Source organism: Stenotrophomonas sp. LMG 10879, assembly GCF_002750935.1.
GTDB lineage: Bacteria > Pseudomonadota > Gammaproteobacteria > Xanthomonadales > Xanthomonadaceae > Stenotrophomonas > Stenotrophomonas lactitubi_B.
The window spans coordinates 323,657-343,699 of sequence record NZ_PEJT01000006.1; the positions used below are offsets into that span (position 1 = coordinate 323,657).

At 67.0% G+C, this 20,043-nt stretch carries 16 protein-coding genes; 9 read left to right on the plus strand and 7 right to left on the minus strand.

Annotation, left to right across the window (positions count from 1 at the left end):
* Position 1 precedes the first annotated feature (1 nt).
* The 3 genes from CR919_RS11985 (at position 2) to CR919_RS12000 (ending at position 3,791) form a co-directional block, all read left to right on the plus strand.
* Positions 2-1,201: an MFS transporter gene (locus tag CR919_RS11985; RefSeq protein WP_099820188.1), complete on the plus strand. Its 1,200-nt coding sequence runs from the start codon at positions 2-4 to the stop codon at positions 1,199-1,201.
* A gap of 560 nt (positions 1,202-1,761) precedes the next feature.
* Positions 1,762-2,670 (plus strand): pyridoxal kinase, encoded by a 909-nt coding sequence (pdxY, locus tag CR919_RS11995; protein WP_099820190.1) that lies wholly within the window; start codon positions 1,762-1,764, stop codon positions 2,668-2,670.
* A complete protein-coding gene (locus CR919_RS12000; RefSeq protein WP_099820191.1) occupies positions 2,667-3,791 on the plus strand; it encodes a prephenate dehydrogenase in 1,125 nt (374 codons plus the stop codon). The genes pdxY and CR919_RS12000 overlap by 4 nt, the downstream gene beginning before the upstream one ends.
* Before the next feature lie 165 nt (positions 3,792-3,956).
* Here the strand turns inward: CR919_RS12000 and CR919_RS12005 are convergent, their stop codons facing one another.
* The 5 genes from CR919_RS12005 to CR919_RS12025 all read right to left on the minus strand — a co-directional run bounded on the left by CR919_RS12005 (position 3,957) and on the right by CR919_RS12025 (position 8,138).
* On the minus strand, positions 3,957-4,151 hold the full coding sequence (locus CR919_RS12005) for a hypothetical protein (RefSeq protein ID WP_088101408.1): 195 nt from the start codon (positions 4,149-4,151) through the stop codon (positions 3,957-3,959).
* Positions 4,152-4,219: 68 nt separating this feature from the next.
* Positions 4,220-5,998, minus strand: a complete 1,779-nt coding sequence (locus CR919_RS12010) for an ABC transporter transmembrane domain-containing protein (RefSeq protein ID WP_099820192.1) — start codon at positions 5,996-5,998, stop codon at positions 4,220-4,222.
* Positions 5,991-6,587, minus strand: a complete 597-nt coding sequence (locus CR919_RS12015; protein WP_099820193.1) for a YigZ family protein — start codon at positions 6,585-6,587, stop codon at positions 5,991-5,993. Before CR919_RS12015 ends, CR919_RS12010 begins: the two co-directional genes overlap by 8 nt.
* A gap of 34 nt (positions 6,588-6,621) precedes the next feature.
* Positions 6,622-7,623, minus strand: coding sequence for a hypothetical protein (locus CR919_RS12020; RefSeq protein ID WP_099820194.1), 1,002 nt, complete (start codon positions 7,621-7,623; stop codon positions 6,622-6,624).
* Positions 7,620-8,138: an RNA polymerase sigma factor gene (locus CR919_RS12025; protein WP_243380107.1), complete on the minus strand. Its 519-nt coding sequence runs from the start codon at positions 8,136-8,138 to the stop codon at positions 7,620-7,622. The genes CR919_RS12020 and CR919_RS12025 overlap by 4 nt, the downstream gene beginning before the upstream one ends.
* A gap of 247 nt (positions 8,139-8,385) precedes the next feature.
* On the opposite strand from CR919_RS12025, the gene CR919_RS12030 reads away from it, so the two are divergent.
* On the plus strand, positions 8,386-11,232 hold the full coding sequence (locus CR919_RS12030) for an EAL domain-containing protein (protein ID WP_099820196.1): 2,847 nt from the start codon (positions 8,386-8,388) through the stop codon (positions 11,230-11,232).
* Positions 11,233-11,251: 19 nt separating this feature from the next.
* On the opposite strand, the gene CR919_RS12035 is transcribed toward CR919_RS12030, so the two are convergent.
* A complete protein-coding gene (locus CR919_RS12035; protein ID WP_025875132.1) occupies positions 11,252-11,845 on the minus strand; it encodes a TIGR00730 family Rossman fold protein in 594 nt (197 codons plus the stop codon).
* Positions 11,846-12,046: 201 nt separating this feature from the next.
* Positions 12,047-13,543, minus strand: coding sequence for an aminotransferase class III-fold pyridoxal phosphate-dependent enzyme (locus CR919_RS12040; protein WP_099820197.1), 1,497 nt, complete (start codon positions 13,541-13,543; stop codon positions 12,047-12,049).
* 246 nt (positions 13,544-13,789) lie between these two features.
* Here CR919_RS12040 and queA point away from each other — a divergent pair, with 246 nt between their 5' ends.
* From queA to secF, 5 genes are all read left to right on the plus strand, one after another.
* Positions 13,790-14,821, plus strand: coding sequence for a tRNA preQ1(34) S-adenosylmethionine ribosyltransferase-isomerase QueA (gene queA, locus CR919_RS12045; RefSeq protein WP_099820217.1), 1,032 nt, complete (start codon positions 13,790-13,792; stop codon positions 14,819-14,821).
* 140 nt (positions 14,822-14,961) lie between these two features.
* On the plus strand, positions 14,962-16,092 hold the full coding sequence (tgt, locus tag CR919_RS12050) for a tRNA guanosine(34) transglycosylase Tgt (protein ID WP_025875126.1): 1,131 nt from the start codon (positions 14,962-14,964) through the stop codon (positions 16,090-16,092).
* Between the two features lie 136 nt (positions 16,093-16,228).
* Complete coding sequence (gene yajC, locus CR919_RS12055) at positions 16,229-16,573, plus strand: preprotein translocase subunit YajC (protein WP_025875124.1); 345 nt, start codon at positions 16,229-16,231, stop codon at positions 16,571-16,573.
* A 61-nt stretch (positions 16,574-16,634) separates the two neighbouring features.
* Positions 16,635-18,491, plus strand: a complete 1,857-nt coding sequence (gene secD, locus CR919_RS12060) for a protein translocase subunit SecD (RefSeq protein ID WP_162292008.1) — start codon at positions 16,635-16,637, stop codon at positions 18,489-18,491.
* Between the two features lie 15 nt (positions 18,492-18,506).
* Positions 18,507-19,487: a protein translocase subunit SecF gene (gene secF, locus CR919_RS12065; protein WP_099820199.1), complete on the plus strand. Its 981-nt coding sequence runs from the start codon at positions 18,507-18,509 to the stop codon at positions 19,485-19,487.
* Positions 19,488-20,043: the final 556 nt, after the last annotated feature.

Consider the following 20,043-nt stretch of genomic DNA (forward strand, 5'->3'; position numbering starts at 1 on the left):
AATGTCGACTCTGGCTTCTCCCACCGTATCCGCCCGCCCCGTATCGCCCGGAGTGCTGGCGGCGATCTCCAGCTCGCACATGGTCAACGACATGATGCAGTCGCTGATCCTGGCCATCTATCCGGTGATCAAGGGTGGCTTCAATCTCAGCTTTACCCAGATCGGTCTGATCACGCTGACCTACCAGCTGACCGCCTCGATCTTCCAGCCGCTGGTCGGCCTTGCCACCGACCGCCGGCCGGCCCCGTACTCCCTGCCGATCGGCATGGCCTCGACCTTGTGCGGCATGTTGCTGCTCGGCTTTGCGCCCAATTACGCGATGGTGCTGCTGGCCGCCGCGCTGGTCGGCATCGGTTCGGCCATCTTTCATCCGGAAGCCTCGCGCATCGCGCGCCTGGCCTCCGGCGGCCGTCATGGCCTGGCGCAGTCGGTGTTCCAGGTGGGCGGCAACTTCGGTACGGCGCTGGGGCCGCTGATCGCCGCCGCGGTGATCGTGCCCTACGGCCAGCATTCCGCATCGTGGTTTGCCGGTGCAGCGTTGATCGGCATTGCCCTGCTGACCTATGTCGGCCGCTGGTACTCGCTGCATCTGGGGGCTCCTCGCCCCGCAGCACAGGGTGTGATCGCCGCACGCCATCCGCCGCGCACGATCGCCCGGGTGCTGGCGATCCTGCTGGTGCTGATCTTCAGCAAGTATTTCTACATGGCCAGCATCGGCAGCTATTTCACCTTCTACCTGATGCATCATTTCGGCATTCCGGTGGCGCAGGCGCAGCTGCATCTGTTCGCCTTCCTGGTGGCGTCCGCGGCGGGCGGTTTCTTTGGTGGGCCGCTGGGTGATCGTATTGGTCGCAAGCCGATCATCTGGGCCTCGATCCTGGGCGTGGCACCGTTCGCGCTGATGCTGCCGCATGCCGATCTGCTGTGGACCACGATACTGGCTGTGCTGATCGGCTTCGTGCTGTCTTCCGCGTTCTCGGCCATCGTGGTGTACGCACAGGAAATGATGCCGCATCGGATCGGCATGGTTTCCGGGTTGTTCTTCGGCTTCGCCTTCGGCATGGGCGGCCTCGGCGCGGCGGTGCTGGGGCTGTTGGCCGACAAGACCAGCATCGAATTCGTCTACCAGCTCACCGCGTTCCTGCCGTTGCTGGGCATCGTGGCGGCATGGTTGCCGTCGTCCAGGCCTGCTGCGCACTGAGGGGGCTCTTCTGCAGGGCTGCGCCCTGCACCCGCCGATGCCAGGGCAATGGCGACAGCCAAAGCAACAGCGGGCATTCCGTGGGATGGCGGGGTGGGTCCGGTTGCGGGGGACGCCGTAAATACGTCCCTGTAGGCTTGGCCGCGGCATCCATGCCGCGGACACCCCCGCAACCGGACCCACCCCGCCTTCGACAGATTTCTGCTGCTGTTGGTGGGTGTCGACCTTGGTCGACACGTAGATCCACGCCATGCGTGGATGCTCTTTGATCAATTGTCGAAATATTCGATTTCGATGGAGATTCATCCACGCATGGCGTGGATCTACTGCTCGCGGGGAACTGTCGAAGGCGGGGCACTGTGGGTTTGCGGGGTGTGAGCCGCATGGATGCGGCGACCAAGCCTCCATGGACGGATTCACGGCGTCCCCGCAAACCCACAGTGCCCCGCCATCCCTCGGAGTACCGCTGTTGCTGTTGCTGTTGCCGTGGCTTTGGCCGTTGCCTCTGCAGGTGCAGGGCGCAGCCCTGCCGAAAACCCCCTTGGGCGTAGAATGCGGGCATGAGCGAATCCCTCGACAACCACCTGGTCCACGGCCGCCGCCAGCGGCCCGACGGCCCTTCGCCGATCGATGTCATTTCGGTCCAATCACAACTGGTCTACGGCCATGCCGGCAACAGCGCCGCGCTGCCGCCGATGCGCGCGCTCGGTGTGCGCGTGGCCTCGATCCCGACCACGCTGCTGAGCAATGCGCCGTTCTACGAGACCACCCGTGGCCGAGTGCTGCCCAGTGACTGGTTCGCCGACCTGCTGCTCGGCACGCGCGAACGTGGTCTTCCGCAACGGGCGAAAATGCTGGTGTCCGGCTACTTCGGCAGCGCCGCCAATGGTGCCGCGTTTGCTGATTGGCTGGACGAGATCCTGCCGGCATGCCCGCAGCTGCGCTACTGCCTGGACCCGGTGATCGGCGATACCCACACCGGTCCCTACGTGGAGCCAGGCCTGGAGGCGATCTTCGCTGAACGCCTGCTGCCGCATGCCTGGCTGGTCACCCCGAATGCGTTCGAACTCGGTCGCCTGACCGGCATGCCGGCGTTGGCCGAAGCCGATGCCATCGCCGCCTCGCGTGCGCTGCTGGCGCGCGGTCCGCAATGGGTGCTGGCCCACAGCGTCGGCGGCAATCCGGGCGAGCTGGTGACGTTGGCGGTAGGTCGCGAGGAAACCTGGCGCTGGACCTCGCCGCTGCTGCCGGTCGACGTGGCGGGCACCGGCGACGTGCTGATGTCGCTGATGGTGTCCTTCCTGCTGCGCGGTGAGCCGATGCAGATGGCCATCTCGCGTGCCATCGCCGGCACCCACGCGGCGCTGGAGGCAACCCTGGCCCATGGCTTCGAGGAGTTCGACGTGATCGCGGCCGCACCGGCGGCACTGGCCGACGGGATGCGCTTCCGCGCCGAACGGCTGGCATGAGCGGGCTGCACGAGCGCACGCCGCGCACGGTCGGCATCGTCGGCAGTGCCGGCGCCTACGGGCGCTGGCTGACCCGGTTCTTCGAACAGCACATGCAGGTGCGGGTGATCGGCCACGATCCGGCCGATCCAGATTCGCATGCGCCGGAGCAGTTGCTGGAACAGGCCGATGTGCTGGTGTTCTCCGCACCGATCCGGCACACGTCCGCGTTGATCGCCGAGTACGCGCGCCTGTCGGCTGGCCGCGAGCAGGAACGCTTGTGGCTGGATGTGACCTCGGTGAAGGAAGCGCCGGTGCAGGCGATGCTGGCCTCGCGCGCCGAGGTGGTGGGCCTGCATCCGATGACCGCGCCGCCCAAGGCGCCGACCCTGAAGGGCCGGGTGATGGTGATCTGCGAGGCCCGGCTGCAGCAGTGGCGGCCCTGGGTCGACGCGTTGTGCCAGGCGCTGCAGGCAGAGTGCGTGCGGGCCACGCCACAGCACCACGACCAGATGATGGCGCTGGTGCAGGCCATGGTGCATGCGAGCCATCTGGCCCAGGCGGGTGTGCTGCGCGAGTACCAGCCGCAGTTGGGCACGCTGGCGGCGATGCTGCCGTATCGGTCGGCCTCGTTCGAGCTGGATACCGCGATCATCTCGCGCATCCTGTCGTTGAATCCGGCGATCTATGAAGACATCCAGTTCGGCAATCCCTATGTGGCGCCGATGCTGCAACGGTTGATCGGCCAGTTGCAGACCCTGCAGGCGCAGGTAGGGCAGGGCGACGATGCTGCGCGTGGCGCATTCCGCGAACACCTGCTGGGGGCCAACAGGACTGCCTTCGGCGATCAGGCACTGGCCGCGGGAAACTACACCTTCGAACGCGTCGGCTATCTGCTGGCCGACTTGACCGAGCGCAACGCCCTGTCGGTGCATCTGCCTGAAGACCGCGCGGGTTCGTTGCGCGAACTGCTCAACGTGTTCGAGCAGCATGGCATCAGCCTGGCCTCGATCCATTCCTCGCGCACGCCGGCCGGTGAGGTGCATTTCCGTATCGGCTTCGTGGCGGGCAGCGAGCCAGAGGCTATCGCCGCCGCCGCCGCCGAGGTGGATGCCAGCGGGATCGGCCGGGTGCTCGCATAGAACATTCATCCACAGGGCGTGTGGATGGCTTCTGCGCAAACATGTGGATAACCGGCTGCAGGCCTTGGCAGGCAAGGTTGTCAAGATGGTTGGTCAAAAAATGACCAACCTTTTTTGATGGAACCAACGGCTGAGCCAAACGTGGCTCGGCGCTGCAGCGGAACGCTAGATCGACAACCTGACCTCACCACCGCTGGTCGTGAATTCGCGGCCGTTGCGCACCAGCTGGCGGCCGTCGTCGAGTTCATAACGTGGCGTCGTCTCGGAACCGTGCCCGCTGCCGCTGGCCTCGGGCTTGAACTCGATGATGATGTGGCTTTCGCCATTGCTGTCGACAGCAGGGAACTGACGGAACGACATGGTGGACCTCCCTCAGCGGTTGTTCGCTACGCTGCCAGAGTGATCCGGCCGGTGTTAGCCGGCCGTCATCAATCGATGAACTGCAGGCGTGCAAGCTCGGCATACAGGCCGCCTTCAGCCAGCAGCTGCGCATGCGTGCCCTCGGCCACGATGCGGCCATGATCCATCACCACGATGCGGTCGGCCTTGAGCACGGTCGCCAGCCGGTGGGCGATGACCACCGTGGTGCGCCCGGCCATCAATCGTTCCAGTGCCTGCTGCACGCCATGCTCGCTCTGCGCGTCCAGCGCGCTGGTGGCTTCGTCGAGCAGCAGGATCGGTGCGTCCTTCAGCAAGGCACGGGCGATCGCCACACGTTGTTGTTGGCCACCGGACAGGCGGGCACCGCGCTCGCCCAGTTCGCTGTCGTAACCCTGCGGCAGTGCACGCAGGAAGGCGTCGGCCTCGGCGGCACGGGCTGCCTCTTCCACTTCGGCGTCGCTGGCATCCAGCCGGCCATAGCGGATGTTGTCGCGTGCGCTGGCGGCGAACAACGTCGGCTGCTGCGGCACCAGCGCAAGCTGTGCGCGAAGCGCGGCCGGATCGACGTCGCGCACATCGATGCCGTCCACGCAGATGCGCCCGGCGGCCGGATCGTGGAAGCGCAGCAGCATCGACAGCACCGTGCTCTTGCCGGCGCCTGAGGGGCCGACCAGAGCGACGGTTTCACCCGGTCGCACGTGCAGGTTGAAATGGTCCAGTGCGGCCTGGTCCGGTCGCTGCGGGTAGTTGAACACCACGTCGTCGAAGTGGATTTCGCCACGCAGTGGCTGCGGCAGCGCACGCGGCGTGGCCGGCGCACGGATCTCGATGTCTTCCTGCAGCAGCTCGCCGATGCGGCCCATGCCGCCGGACGCGCGCTGCAGTTCGTTCCACACTTCGGCCAAGGCACCGACCGAGCCGCCGCCGATCAGTGCGTACAGCACGAACTGACCCAGCGTGCCGGCGCTGAGGCGCCCGTCGATGACGTCGTGCGCGCCCAGCCACAACACGCCGACAATCGCGCCGAACACCAGCAGGATGGCACTGGCGGTGACCAGCGACTGCGCTCCGATGCGCCGGCGTGCGGCGCGGATCGCATCGCCCAGCGCATGGTCGAAACGGCCGCGTTCATAAGGTTCGCGCGCATGCGCCTGCACCGTGCGCACCGCGCCCAGCGTTTCGCTGGCCAGGCTGTTGGCATCGGCGATGCGGTCCTGGCTGCTGCGGGCGACAACGCGCAGTTTGCGCGCGCCGATGATGATCGGCAGCACCGCCAGCGGAATGCCGAGCAGCGACCAGGCGGCCAGCCGTGGGCTGGTGACGAACAGCATCGCCAGGCTGCCGACCACGGTGACGCTGCTGCGCAGCGCCACGGACATGGTCGAGCCGACCACGCTGCGCAGCAGTTCGCTGTCGGCGGTCAGGCGCGACACCAGTTCGCCGCTGCGGCTGCGGTCGTGGAAGCCAGCGCCGAGCTGGATCAGGTGCGCGTAGAGGCGGCTGCGCAGATCCGCCACGACCTTCTCGCCGAGCAGCGAAACAAAGTAGAAACGCGCGGCCGTCGCCAGCGCCAGCACCACAGCCACCAGCATCAGCAGCGCAAAGGCACGGTTGATCTGGCCGCCGCTGCTGAAGCCGTGGTCGATCATCTGCTTCACGGCCGGCGGCAGGCTCAGGGTCGCCGCCGAAGAAACGGCCAGGGCCAGCAGCCAGGCGCTGAACAAGCCGCTGTGGCGGCGCACGAACGGCCACAGCGTACGCAGGCTGCCCAGTCGGCGCAGCGGCGGGGTGGCCGGGTCGGAGGCCGGTGCGTCCTTGTCAGTCATCGAGGCGGTCATCTTGGATACGGATACGATCACGGGTGGCGTCGCGCAGGCGGATTTTCAATGCGTCGACCTGGTCGGCGGGCAATTCCACCCGCAATCTCACGCCATTGGCATCGAACTGTTCATCGCGCTTTTCGGCGGCATGGGCGGGCAGGGCCGCGTGCAGTGCGCCCAGATCCTCGAATCCGGCCAGCAGCTGCAGCCGCGCCATCGCGACCAGCGGCAGGCGTGGCGCGGTGCGCAGGCATTCGGCAGCGGCGCCGCCGTACGCGCGGACCAGGCCACCGGCGCCCAGCTTGATGCCGCCGAACCAACGGGTGACCACCACCATCACCCGGTCGAATCCCTGGCCATCAATGGCGGCCAGGATCGGCCGGCCAGCGGTGCCGGCCGGTTCGCCATCGTCGCTGGAGCGATAGTCCTGGCCGTGCCGGTAGGCCCAGCAGTTGTGGGTCGCATCGGCCACGGCCACCTCCTGCAGAAAGGCCAGCGCAGCAGACGCACCCTCGATCGGCGCGGCATGCGCGATGAAGCGGCTGTGCTTGACGTCGAGGGTGTAGCTGACCGGTTGGGCGAGGGTATCGGGCATTCCCTTCATTCTACGGGCTTGCCGTCGACGTGCCTCAGTCGTCCAGCAATGGCCGCACATCCTTTGGCAGTCGCGCCTCGGGATAGGTCTGCAGGTAGCGCTCCAGGCTCGCCCTGGCCAGGTCGCGCTGGCCGGAATCGCGACGCTCGCGGATCTTCTGCAGCCATTGCCGGCGGGGCAGCCCGGCATCGGCCTGCACTTCGGCCTGTACGGCCTCCGCGCTGAGGCCTGCATCGCTGGCGCGGCGCATGACGCCCGGTGCGGTTCTGCCGGCCGCGTCCTGCTTGGCCGCGGTGAGTGCGATGCGGTCTTCGGCCGTGGCCTGTGCGGAAGACGTTGATTCCGCCGTCGCCGCCGTGGCCTTGCGCGCCCTCATCGCCGCGGCAGGAACCGCAGGCGCGGATGCAGGCGCAGGCACCGAATAGGCTTCCGGTGCGGCTGGCGCTGCCGCGGGCATCGCAGGCGCGACGAACGCTGTGTCGGCGGTGGGCGCAGGTGGCGGTGCCGGCGCCATCATCGGAGCAGGTGCCTGTCGGGGCATGGCGGGCGCGGGTTTCGGCACGTCTGCGATGGCCGCCGCCGAAGCAGGTGCTGCCTCAGCGGGCGCAGATCCAGGTGCTGCTGTCGGTGCCGGTGCCGGTGGCGGTGCCGTCTCGGCGGAGGCGACATCGGCGGCTGCGCTGTCGGCGGCCATGCCTTCGGCGCTCGCATCGGCTGCCATTTCCTGTGCAGCCGGCGCGGTGGCAACCGCCTCCGCAGGGGCCGACGGCGGTTCTGGACGCATCTGCCACGCAATGCCGACGGCGAACACCGTCGATGCGGCTACGCCGAATACGGCCGGCCAGCGGCGGCGCGGGCGCAGCGTACGCGGTGCGGCCGGCAGCAGAGTCGCCTCAGGGGCCGGCGCCTCCACGGCCGCACGCGCGGCGGCCAGAATCGCCGCGTCCAGCGCCGGCGGAGGGCTCTGTTCGGCGCGGCGCCCCAGCAGGCGTGCCAGCTCGCGTTCTTCCGGCGTCAGTGGATCGTCTCGGTTCATGCGTTCAGTCCCGCACGCAGCTTGTCCATCGCATAGCGCAGCCGCGATTTCACGGTTTCCCGGCCAACGCCGGTGATCTGGCCGATCTCCTCCAGGCTCAGTTCCTGTTCCAGCCGCAGCTGCAGCACTTCACGCTGTTCTGCGGGCAGTTCTTCCATCGCCAGTTGGATGCGGCGACGTTGTTCGAATTCGGACAGCTCCGCTTCCGGGGTCTGCCCATCCTCCAGCGCGGCCAGGCGCAGATCGGCATCGGCCGGTGCATGGGGGCGATGGCGGGCGGCGCGCCAGTGGTCATTCAGGCGGTTGTGGGCGATGCGGAACAGCCAGGTGCTGAAGGCCGCGTCGGCCTGCCAGCCGGCCCGCGCGCTGATCACCCGCTGCCAGACGTCCTGGAACATCTCCTCGGCCAGCGCGGTGTCGCGCAGCTGCCGCAGCAGGAAGCCGAACAGGCGCTTGCGATGACGTGCATACAGGCTTTCGAACGCGTGCACTTCACCGGCGGCCCAGGCCAGCATCAAGGCTTCATCGGTTGGCAGGGCGCTGGCATCCACGCCGTACAGGGTAAGCCCTGCGGGCGGTGGCGCATAGCCGGCGATGGTGTGGGACAGGGCGACAGTCACGGCGGGAATCGGGAGAGGATCGACAGGAAAAACGTCCGACGGCACGTTTCGGGGTTAGCGGGCTTCCATTGCCCCCCGGGTGGCGCGTTATGCTCGGTAATTCAGGGGAGGCGGCGCTCAGGCGGCGCCAAGAGAACGTCATTTGTCCACCGAAGCCGACCGCGCGCTGGAAGCGTCACACAACGAGCCCGTGCTGAGCGCGGCGCTGGTGCGCGCGCTGCATGCGCTGCTGCCGGAAACGGCGGTCGTGCGCGTCGGCTGGGACGATCCGCAGCTCGGCAGCGGGCAGGGCGGTTGGCCGATCGGCAACGGTGACGAGGACGTCTGGTCGCCGCTGGCCGACCCTGCCGAAGGCCACCACGGCTGGGAGTACGACGGTGCCCGGCTGCTGCTGTCGGTACGCGGCGCGACGCCTTCCCCGGCCTGGTGGGGGCTGGCCCGGCAGGCCATGGAACTGGCCCTGCAGCGTGGCCGCCAGGCGGGGCAGATCAAAGCGCTGGAAGAGGCGGAGCGGTTGCAGCAGGCGCTGTTCCAGATTGCCGACCTGGCCGGTGCGGACCTGGAAATGAGCGAGATGCTGCGCCATGTGCACGGCGTGCTGGGTACGCTGATGTATGCGGAGAACTGCTACATCGTCGAGTACGACGATGCTCGTCGGCAGATCCGCTTCCTGTATTTCGCCGACCAGGTCGATGACTTCGTCGCCGATCCTGCACAGGGCTACGACATCGACCAGATGCCACGCAGCCTGACCGTGGCGCTGCTGCGGCATGGCCGGCCGCTGAGCGGGCCCTCGCGCGAACTGCTGGCCCGCGTCGACCAGGAGCACGACCCGCAGCGCGGCCCGGAAAGCCTGGACTGGCTGGGCGTACCGATGCTGCGCGATGGCCGTGTGTGCGGTGCGATCGTGGTGCAGAGTTACGAGCATGCCGACCGCTACGGCGAAGCCGAACGCGCGCTGCTGGGTTTTGTCGCCCAGCACGTGCAGACCGCCATGGACCGTCGCCAGGCGCAGGTGCGGCTGGAGCAGCAGGTGGAACGGCGCACGCAGGAGCTGCAGCGCGCCAATCTCAGCCTGCAGGATGAAGTGGCCGAGCGCCGCCGCGCCGAGCAGTTGCAGACCGCGCTGTACAACATTGCCGAAATGGCGATGTCGGCCGACAGCCTGGCGCAGTTCTACGGGCAGGTGCACGGCGTGGTCGGGCGCTTGCTGGATGCGCGCAATTTCTATATCGCGCTGGTCAATGCCGAGGGCGATGGGCTGGATTTCGTCTATTCGGTCGACGAGCACAACGCGAGTCGTGCACCGCGCGCGTTCAGTCGCGGCCTGACCGAATATGTGGTTCGCCATCGCCGGCCCCTGCTTGCCTCGCGTGCACAGATCGATGCGCTGCTGGAAACCGGGGAGGTGCGCGAATCCGGCGCCCGTTCGCAGTGCTGGCTCGGCGTGCCGTTGCTGCGCGATGACGAAGTGGTCGGTGCGATCGTGGTGCAGAGTTACACCGAGCAGATCGCCTTCAGCGTGCATGACCAGCGCCTGCTGATCTTCGTCGCGCAGAACATCGGCACCGGTCTTGCGCGCCAGCGCGACCAGCAGCGCCTGCGCTCGGCGCATGCCGAACTGGAAAAGCGGGTGGAGGAGCGCACCCGTGAACTGGCCGAGGTCAACGACAAGCTGCTGGGCCAGATCGGCGAGCGTCTGCGCGCCGAGCAGCGCCTCACCCACCAGGCCATGCACGACGCGCTGACCGGGCTGCCCAATCGCCTGCACCTGCTGGACAGGCTGCAGGATGCGCTGGCGCTGGCCCGGCGCGAAGGCGGCCCGGTGTTCGCGGTGCTGTTCCTGGACCTCGACCGCTTCAAGCTGGTCAACGACAGCATCGGCCACGCCGCCGGCGATCGCATGCTGGTGGAAGTGGCCAAGCGCATCGTGTCCATGGCGGGTGACAACGACGTGGTGGCGCGCCTCGGCGGCGATGAGTTCGCCGTGCTGCTGCACTGTCCGGAGGGCCTGGCGCAGGCCCTGGATTTCGGCCAGCGGTTGTTGCTGGCGCTGCAGGAGTCGATGTGGATCGCCGGTCGCGAGCTGTTCCCGTCCGGCAGCCTGGGCATTGCCCTGTGGAACCCGCGCTATCGCACCGGCGAGGAACTGCTGCGCGATGCCGATGCGGCGATGTACCGGGCCAAGGCGCAGGGCCACGACCGCTGCTCCATCTTCGATGAGGAGATGCGCGAGCAGGCGTTGCGCAGCCTGGACCTGGAGGCCGACCTGCGACGGGCGATCAACAATCGCGATTTCGTGCCGTTCTACCAGCCGATCGTGCGCCTGTCCGACGGCGAGGTGGTCGGCCACGAGGCCCTGCTGCGCTGGAAGCACGAGCGCCGTGGCCTGTTGCTGCCGGGCGCGTTCCTGGAGCTGGGCGAGGAAAGTGGCCTGATCGAACAGGTCGACTGGTTGATCTACGAGCAGGTCATCGCCGGCCTCGCCGACGGCGGGCGTGGCTACGTGTCGGTCAATGTGTCGCCACGGCATTTCCGCTCTGCCGAGTTCAGCGAGCGCCTGTATGGTCTGCTGGAGGCCTGCAACGCGGACCCGCGGCGGCTGCGCCTGGAGATCACCGAGGTCGCGCTGCTCGACGATGGTCCGCATACGCTGCGCATCCTGAAGGGCCTGCGCGAACGCGGCATCCAGGTGCAGCTGGATGACTTCGGTACCGGCTTCTCGGCGTTGTCCTACCTGCACCGGTTCCCGATCAGCACATTGAAGATCGACCAGAGCTTCATTGCCGGCCTGCATGGACCGGAGGCGCAGAGTACGCGCGCGCTGGTGGAGGGCGTGCTGTCACTGGCACGCACGCTGGGCATCGAGACGATCGGCGAAGGCATCGAGACCGAGGCGCAGCGTGACACGCTGTTCGAACTCGGCTGCGACTATGGCCAGGGCTACCTGCTGGGCCGACCGGCGCCGTGGACGCGCGCGGCGGCCTGAGCCACCGCGCGCGCAGTCTTCAACGCAGCGCCGCGCGGCGCTTCTCGTCGATCCACTTCGACGCCTGGGCCGGCTGGTAGTTCTTCATCCAGGCCAGCATCTCTTCGATGTCCGAGCCGTACCACAGGTCCTGGCGCTGCTCGGGGTGCAGGAAGCGCTCTTCCACCATGCGATCGATCATGCCGATCAGCGGTGCGTAGAAGCCGTCCACGTCGAGGAACGCGCAGGGCTTGTTGCCGATGCCGAGCTGGCGCCAGGTCAGCATCTCGAAGATCTCTTCCATGGTGCCGAAGCCGCCGGGCAGGGCGACGAAGCCATCGGACAGATCGAACATGCGCGACTTGCGCTCATGCATCGAACCGACGATCTCCAGTTCGGTCAGGCCGCGATGGGCCACTTCCCAGTCGGCCAGCTGGCGCGGAATCACGCCGGTGACCTCACCGCCGGCGGCGAGCACGGCATTGGCCACGGTGCCCATCAGGCCGACATTGCCGCCGCCGTACACCAGGCGCATGCCGTCGCGGGCGATGCGGTCGCCCAGCGCAATGGCGCGTTCGGTGTAGACCGGCTTGCTGCCAGCGTTGGAACCGCAGTACACACAGATCGACTTCATGGATCTTCCTGTCTTGGCCGGAAACGAAAACGCCCCGCGGTCGACCAGTGAAGCCGGTCGCAGGGCGGGGTGTCCGGGCAATTATGAGGCCTTACCGATGTTCTCTGTAGCGCCGGGCCATGCCCGGCGGCATTTCGTTCAGATCACCGCCAGCCCGTCGGCCTTCAGCCGGGCAGTGCCCGGCTCTACGAGGGTCTGCGGTTACGCAGCGGCAGCCTGCTCGCGGCGGGGACCTTCACGCAGCGCGCGGCCGACCATGCCCACCAGCAGGTCCAGCTCGCTGCTGTCCATGCCGAAGTGCGGGGTGAAGCGCAGCGAGTTCTCGCCGCCATGGATCACGTTGATGCCGTGCTGGCGCAGCCATTCCTCGGTGGAGTTGGCGCCATAGCACTTGAACTGCGGCGCCAGTTCGCAGGAGAACAGCAGGCCGGTGCCCTGCACCTTGGTGATCAGGCCGCCCAGCTCGTTCTTCAGCTGCTCCAGCTTGCGCACCGCTTCGGCGCCACGCTCGGAGATCGCGGCACGGACCTGCGGGGTCAGCTGGGCCAGGGTGGCGCAGGCCACGTCCAGCGCACGCGGGTTGCTGGTCATGGTGTTGCCGTAGATGCCCTTGCGGTACAGCTGCGCGGCGTGCTCGGTCACCGCCAGCACCGACAGCGGGTACTGCGCGGCGTTCAGTGCCTTGGAATAGGTTTCCATGTCCGGCGCATCCAGGCCTTCGAAGCCCGGGTAGTCGACCACCGACAGCACGCCATGGGCGCGCAGGCCGGCCTGGATCGAGTCCAGCAGCAGCAGGCTGCCATGGGCGCGGGTCAGTTCGCGGGCCAGTGCATAGAACGCCGGCGGCACGGAGCGGCCCGGGTCACCTTCGCCCATCACCGGCTCCAGGAACACCGCTTCGATGAACCAGTTGTTCTGCGCGGCATCCTCGAACACCTTGCGCAGCCCGGCCTCGTCGTACGGCGCGACGGTGATCACCGACTCCTCGCCACGGTAGCTGGCCAGGTGCTGCATGTAGGTCTTGCGGCTGGAATCGGAATACAGCGCCGGGCGGTCGGTACGGCCGTGGAAGCTGCCCTTGATGACCACCCGCTTGATCGCCGCACCGGCATGGCGGGCGCCCGGGTCGGTCTGCAGCTTGGCGTTGACGTCGGCGATGCGCGCGGCCAGGCCAACCGCTTCGGAGCCGGAATTCAGGCACATGAAGCGCGTGAACGGACAGCCGCCACGACGGTGGCCGATCTCGGCCCGCAGCGCGGTGATGAAGCGCTGCTGGGACAGGCTGGGGGTCATGATGTTGGCCATCACCTGCGGCCGTGACATTGCCTCCATGACCGCATCGGGGGTGTGGCCGAAGCCGAGCATGCCGTAGCCGCCGGCGTCGTACAGCACCGCGCCCTTCAGGGTGACCACCCACGGGCCGCGCGCGGCCAGCGCCACGTATGGGGTCACCGCATCATCGGCGTAGAAATTGACGAAGCCGTCCTGCATGGCATCGATCTGCGCCTGCTCATCCTGTGCCAGCAGCGGCCCCAGCTCGGCCTGCACGCGCGCGAATTCGGCAGCAGCGGCATCGACTGCGGCAACCAGTTGCGGATGGTTGGCGGCGAGGGCAGTCAGGGTTGCGTCATCCAGGCCGTTGGTGAGGCGGGTGCCGGGCTGGGTGCGCAGGGGGGCGAGGCGTTCGATGAAGCTCATTGCAGATCTCCTGAAACGTTGGGTCGCACGGGCCTTCAAAAGCAAAACGCGCGTCTTTACGCGCGCTTGGGGCGGGCTCGTGCAGCGGACTTCCTCGTCGATGCTAGCACTTGTTTTTTTGCGCGATAACCCCGCAAAAGACTGCTGCATAGCAGCATTTTGCGCGACGTTCGGGCTCGGTCGTGCCGGCTCGCAGACGCTGGACGTACAATGCGCGCCATTGTCGACCTGTTGCCGTCCACTGCCTTGAAGAAGTCCGATTTCCATTACGACCTGCCGGCCGAACTGATCGCCCAGGCCCCCTTGGCCGAACGCTCGGCGAGCCGCCTGCTGCTGGTGCCGCCGGCACCGGCTGCCTTCACCGACCTGCAGGTGCGCGACCTGCCGTCGCTGCTGCAGCCGGGCGACCTGCTGGTGTTCAACGACACCCGGGTGATCCCGGCGCGCCTGTTCGGGCAGAAGGCCAGCGGTGGTCGCGTGGAGATCCTGATCGAGCGCCTGCTCGGCGGTCAGCAGGCCCGTGCGCAGGTGGGCGCCAGCAAATCGCCGAAGGCCGGCAGCCGCATCGCCCTGGATGCCGGCGGCGAAGCCGAGGTGCTGGGCCGCGACGGCGAGTTCTACGTGCTGCAGTTCCACGTACCGGAGTCGCTGGAACAGTGGCTGCTGCACGCCGGGCGGCTGCCGTTGCCGCCCTACATCCAGCGTGAGCCGGGCGTGGACGATCGCGAGCGCTACCAGACCGTGTTCGCGCGCGAAGTGGGCGCGGTGGCGGCGCCGACCGCCGGCCTGCACTTCGATGAGGCGCTGCTGGCGGCACTGAAGGACAAGGGCGTGGATTTCGGCCACGTCACCCTGCACGTGGGTGCAGGCACGTTCCAGCCGGTGCGCGCCGACGACCTGAAGGACCACGTCATGCATCGCGAGTGGTTGAACGTGGGCGCCGAGCTGGTGCAGCAGGTGCGGCGCACGCGTGCGGCAGGCGGCCGGGTGATCGGCGTCGGCACCACCGTGGTGCGCGCGCTGGAAAGCGCGATGCGCGATGGTGAGCTGCTGCCGTTCGCTGGCGAAACGCAGATCTTCATCACCCCGGGCTACCGGATCCGCAGCGTCGACGCGATGGTGACCAATTTCCACCTGCCGGAAAGCACGCTGCTGATGATGATCTCGGCCTTCGCCGGCAAAGAGCGGGTGTTCGAGGCCTACCAGCACGCCATCGAGCAGCGCTACCGGTTCTTCAGCTACGGCGACGCGATGCTGCTGTTCCCGCAGGCGGGCTGAGGCGCCAACACGCGCTTGCGGTGGGTGCGCACCGTTCGTGCGCACTTGCGGGCAATCCGCCGGGCATGGCCCGGCGCTACCGGAGCAGGAAAGGTGGTTTTGGGAGACAATAGGCGACTATTTGCCCGAATGACCGCTCCATGTCCCGATTGCAGTTCCAGCTCCAGACCCGTGATGGCCGCGCCCGCCGTGGCCGCCTGACCTTCCCACGTGGCACGGTGGAAACGCCGGCCTTCATGCCGGTGGGGACCTATGGCTCGGTCAAGGGCATCCTGCCGGACCAGGTGCGCGCGCTGGGCGCCGAGATCATCCTCGGCAACACCTTCCACCTGTATCTGCGCCCGGGCCTGGACATCATCGCCGACCATGGCGGCCTGCACGGCTTCTGCCGCTGGGATGGCCCGATTCTGACCGACTCCGGCGGCTTCCAGGTGTTCTCGCTGGCCCACCGCCGCAAGATCACCGAGCAGGGCGTGACCTTCGCCTCGCCGACCGACGGTGCCCGCGTGTTCCTGGGGCCGGAAGAGAGCATGAAGATCCAGAAGGTGCTCGATTCGGACGTGGTGATGATCTTCGACGAGTGCACGCCGTACCCGGCCACCGAGGACGTCGCCCGCCGCTCGATGGAGCTGAGCCTGCGCTGGGCCCAGCGCAGCCGCAACGCCCATGATGAACTCGGCAACGACGCGGCCCTGTTCGGCATCGTCCAGGGCGGGGTACATACCGACCTGCGCAGCCGTTCGGCCGAAGCCCTGCAGGGGATCGGCTTCGACGGCTATGCCATCGGCGGCCTGGCCGTGGGTGAGCCGGAAGACGAGCGCAATGCCATGCTCGACCATCTGGACCCCGAGCTGCCCGCCGACCGTCCGCGCTACCTGATGGGCGTCGGCCGCCCCGAGGACCTGGTCGAGGGTGTCGCACGTGGCGTGGACATGTTCGACTGCGTGATGCCGACCCGGAATGCGCGCAACGGCCACTATTTCACCTCGTTCGGCACCGTCCGCATCCGCAATTCACAGTACGCGCGGGACATGGACCCGATCGAGCCGGGCTGTGGCTGCGTGGCCTGCGCCGGCGGCTATACCCGCTCGTACCTGCGTCATCTGGACCGCTGCAACGAGATGCTGGCGCCGATGCTGGGCACCCAGCACAACCTCTTCTATTACGAAAAACTCATGGCCGACATCCGCGCGGCCATCGAGGCGGGAACCTTCCTGGCCTTCCGCGAGTCCTTCTATGCAGCACGCGGGGCGGTAGCGCCGCCCCTGTAAACCCGCAGCACCCCCTGCCAAACGGCCCAAGGACGAATGCCCGGGGCCGTGGCATACTTCAAGGCTGACCCAGATCCGCGGTCGACACCTCGTGCCCGTGAAACGGCCGAAGCGCCGCCCAACCAAAGGACCAACGATGAACCTGCTTGCCTTCCTGATTCCCGCCGCCCACGCCCAGGCCGCCGGCGGCCAACCGCAGGGCATGGGCCTGACCACGCTGCTGTTCCCGATCATCCTGATCGCCATCATGTACTTCCTGATGATCCGCCCGCAGATGAAGCGGCAGAAGGAGCACAAGGCCATGCTGGAGAAGATCAAGCGCGGCGACGAAGTGCTGACCAACGGCGGCATCGCCGGCAAGGTCACCGATATCGGCGACAACTTCGTCACCGTCGAAGTGGCCGAAAACGTGCGCATCCGCGTGCAGAAGGGCGCCGTGGGCAGCGTGCTGCCGACCGGTACCCTGGATTCGGCCAAGTAAGCCACTCCCTTTCTGAAGCACAACCGCGGCGCCGGGGATGGCGCCGCGCGGGACCCAAGCAATGCTCGAATTTCCACGCTGGAAGTACGTCGTCATCGTGATCGTACTGGCGCTCAGCGCGCTGTACGCACTGCCCAACATCTACCAGAAGGACCCTGCCATCCAGATCACCGCCAACCGTGGCGGCCAGATCGACGATGCGCTGCGTGACCGTGTGCTGGCCGACCTGAAGAAGGCCGGTGTCACCACGCTGGGCGCAGAGAAGGAAGGGGACAGCCTGATCGTCCGCCTGTCGGACCTGAAGTCGCAGTCCGCCGCCAGCGATGCGCTGCGTGACAGCGTGGGCGAGAACTACACGGTGGCCCTGAACCTGGCCTCGACCGTGCCGGACTGGCTGGCCAAGCTCGGCGGTCGCCCGATGGTGCTGGGCCTGGACCTGCAGGGCGGCGTGCACTTCGTGCTGCAGGTCGACCAGAAGGCTGCGCTGGACAAGCGCCTGGATGCCTACACCGAAGACGTGCGCAGCACCCTGCGTGATGCGCGCATCGCCTACCAGTCGGTCGAGCGTCGTGCCGACAACACCATCGTCGCCAACCTGAGCCCGTCGGCCGGCGAAGATGCCGGTACCCGTGCCCGCGCCGCGCTGGCCAAGGCGCAGCCGACCCTCGGCTACGACGTCAGTGGCAACCGCATCACGGTGTCCATTCCGGAAGCCGAGATCGCGCAGATCGCCAACGGCGCCATCGAGCAGAACATCAATACCCTGCGCAACCGCGTGAACCAGCTCGGCGTGTCCGAGCCGATCATCCAGCGCCAGGGCGCCGACCGCGTGGTGGTACAGCTGCCGGGCGTGCAGGACACCGCCGAAGCCAAGCGCATGATCGGCGCCACCGCCACCCTGGAATACCGGGCTGTGGTGGAAGGCAACGCGCAGGACGCCATCGCGTCGGGTCGTATCCCGCCGGAAGCCAAGGTCTACCAGCGTCGTGACAACGGCGGTCCGGTGCTGCTGAACAAGCGCGTGATCGTCACCGGTGACCAGATGGTGGCCGCGCAGGCGGTGACCGACTCCACCAGTGGCACCCCGGCAGTCAGCGTGACGCTGAACAACGTCGGTGGCCAGCGCATGTTCGACTTCACCAGCGCCAACGTGAACAAGCCGATGGCGGTGGTCTACACCGAGCGCGTGCCGACCGTGACCGTCGTCGACGGCCAGGAAGTGCGCGGCTTCAAGGTCAACGAGGAAGTCATCTCGGTGGCCAACATCAACGGCGTGTTCGGCAAGAACTTCCAGACCACCGGTCTGCAGAAGAAGGAAGCCGAGGACCTGGCCAAGCTGCTGAAGTCGGGCTCGCTGGCTGCGCCGATGGACTTCGTCGAAGAGCGCGTGGTCGGCCCGAGCCTGGGTGCGGAGAACGTCAAGAACGGCATCACCGCGGTGGTCTACGCGTTCATGTTCACCCTGGTGTTCTTCACCATCTACTACCGCATGTTCGGTCTGATCACCTCGATCGCGATGCTGTTCAACCTGCTGATCGTGGTGGCAGTGATGTCGCTGTTCGGCGCGACCATGACCCTGCCGGGCTTTGCCGGTCTGGCGTTGTCGGTCGGTCTGTCGGTCGACGCCAACGTGCTGATCAACGAGCGTATCCGTGAAGAGCTGCGTGCCGGCGTGCCGGGCAAGACCGCGATCGTGACCGGCTACGAGCGCGCCTCGGGCACCATCCTCGACGCCAACCTGACCGGCCTGATCGTCGGTGTGGCGCTGTTCGCATTCGGTACCGGTCCGCTGAAGGGCTTCGCGCTGACCATGATCATCGGTATTTTCGCTTCCATGTTCACCGCGATCACCGTATCGCGTGCACTGGCGACGCTGATCTACGGCCGTCGCAAGAAGCTCCAGAACGTGGCCATCTGACGGGACGACACGCACATGAAACTGTTTCCGCTGCACATCCTCCCGAACGATACCCAGATCGACTTCATGCGCTGGCGCCATGTCGCGATGGTCGTCACGATCATCGTGTTCCTGGCATCGATCGGCATCATCGGCTTCAAGGGCTTCAACTACGCTCTGGACTTCACCGGCGGCACCCTGATCGAAGCCCGCTTCGAGCGCCCGGTGGACGTCGAGCAGGTCCGTTCCAAGCTGGAGCAGAACGGCTTCGACGGCGCCCAGGTACAGAGCGTCGGTGGCAACACCGACCTGCTGATCCGCCTGGCCCCGCACGGTGAGCACGCTCCGGGTACCGGCGGCGCCTCTGCCGAAGACAAGGCCACTGCTGCGGCCGTGGTCAAGGCGGTCTCTTCGGCCGACAATCAGGCCACGGTGCTGCGCAACGAGTTCGTTGGCCCGCAGATCGGCAAGGACCTGGCGATGAATGGCCTGTACGCCACCATCTTCATGCTGGCCGGCTTCCTGATCTACATCGCGGTGCGCTTCGAATGGAAGTTCGCGGTCACCGCCAGCATCGTGGCCATGTTCGACCTGATCGTGACGGTGGCTTACGTGTCGCTGCTCGGCCGTGAGTTCGACCTGACCGTGCTGGCCGGCCTGCTGTCGGTGATGGGCTTTGCGATCAACGACATCATCGTGGTGTTCGACCGCGTCCGCGAGAACTTCCGCAGCCTGCGCGTGGAGCCGATGGAAGTGCTGAACCGTTCGATCAACCAGACGCTGTCGCGTACGGTGATCACGGCGGTGATGTTCTTCCTGTCTGCGCTGGCCCTGTACCTGTACGGCGGCAGCTCGATGGAAGGCCTGGCCGAGACGCACATGATCGGTGCGGTGATCGTGGTGCTGTCCTCGATCCTGGTGGCGGTGCCGATGCTGACCATCGGTGCCCTGCGGGTGACCAAGCAGGATCTGCTGCCCAAGGCCAAGGACGTCGAGGCCCTGGCGCGTCGTCCGTAAGCCTCCGCTGCACGCAGTACACAGAGAACCCCGCGCAAGCGGGGTTTTTTGTTGGCAGGGCTGCGCCCTGCACCTGCAGAGGCCAGAGCAACGTCAACGTCAACGTCAAAGGCGAGTATCCGTGGTTGGGCGGGGCGGTGTGGGTGGGCAGGACACGCCGTAAACCCATCCATGGGGGCTCGATGGCGCCATCCATGGCGCCAACGGTCCTGCCCACCCACAGCGCCCCACCCCTGACAGGTTCACGCGGCTGTTGGTGGGTGCCGACCGTTGGTCGGCACACCTGTCAGATATCGATACACACAAATGGGGTCAGATCCGTTTTCCTTCGGAAAACGGATCTGACCCCGAGAGCAGTCCCGACAGATCGCAGAAAACTGTCGAAGGCGGGGTGGGTCCGGTTGCGGGGGTGTCCGCGGCATGGATGCCGCGGCCAAGCCTTATCTGATCGGAATCTGGCAGCGTAGGTGTCGAGAGCCGGCGTGGGCCGCCGTGCAAGCCTGGATCTCGACGATCGCCATGTAGCTTGGCGCCCACGCCGGAATCTCCCTTGATC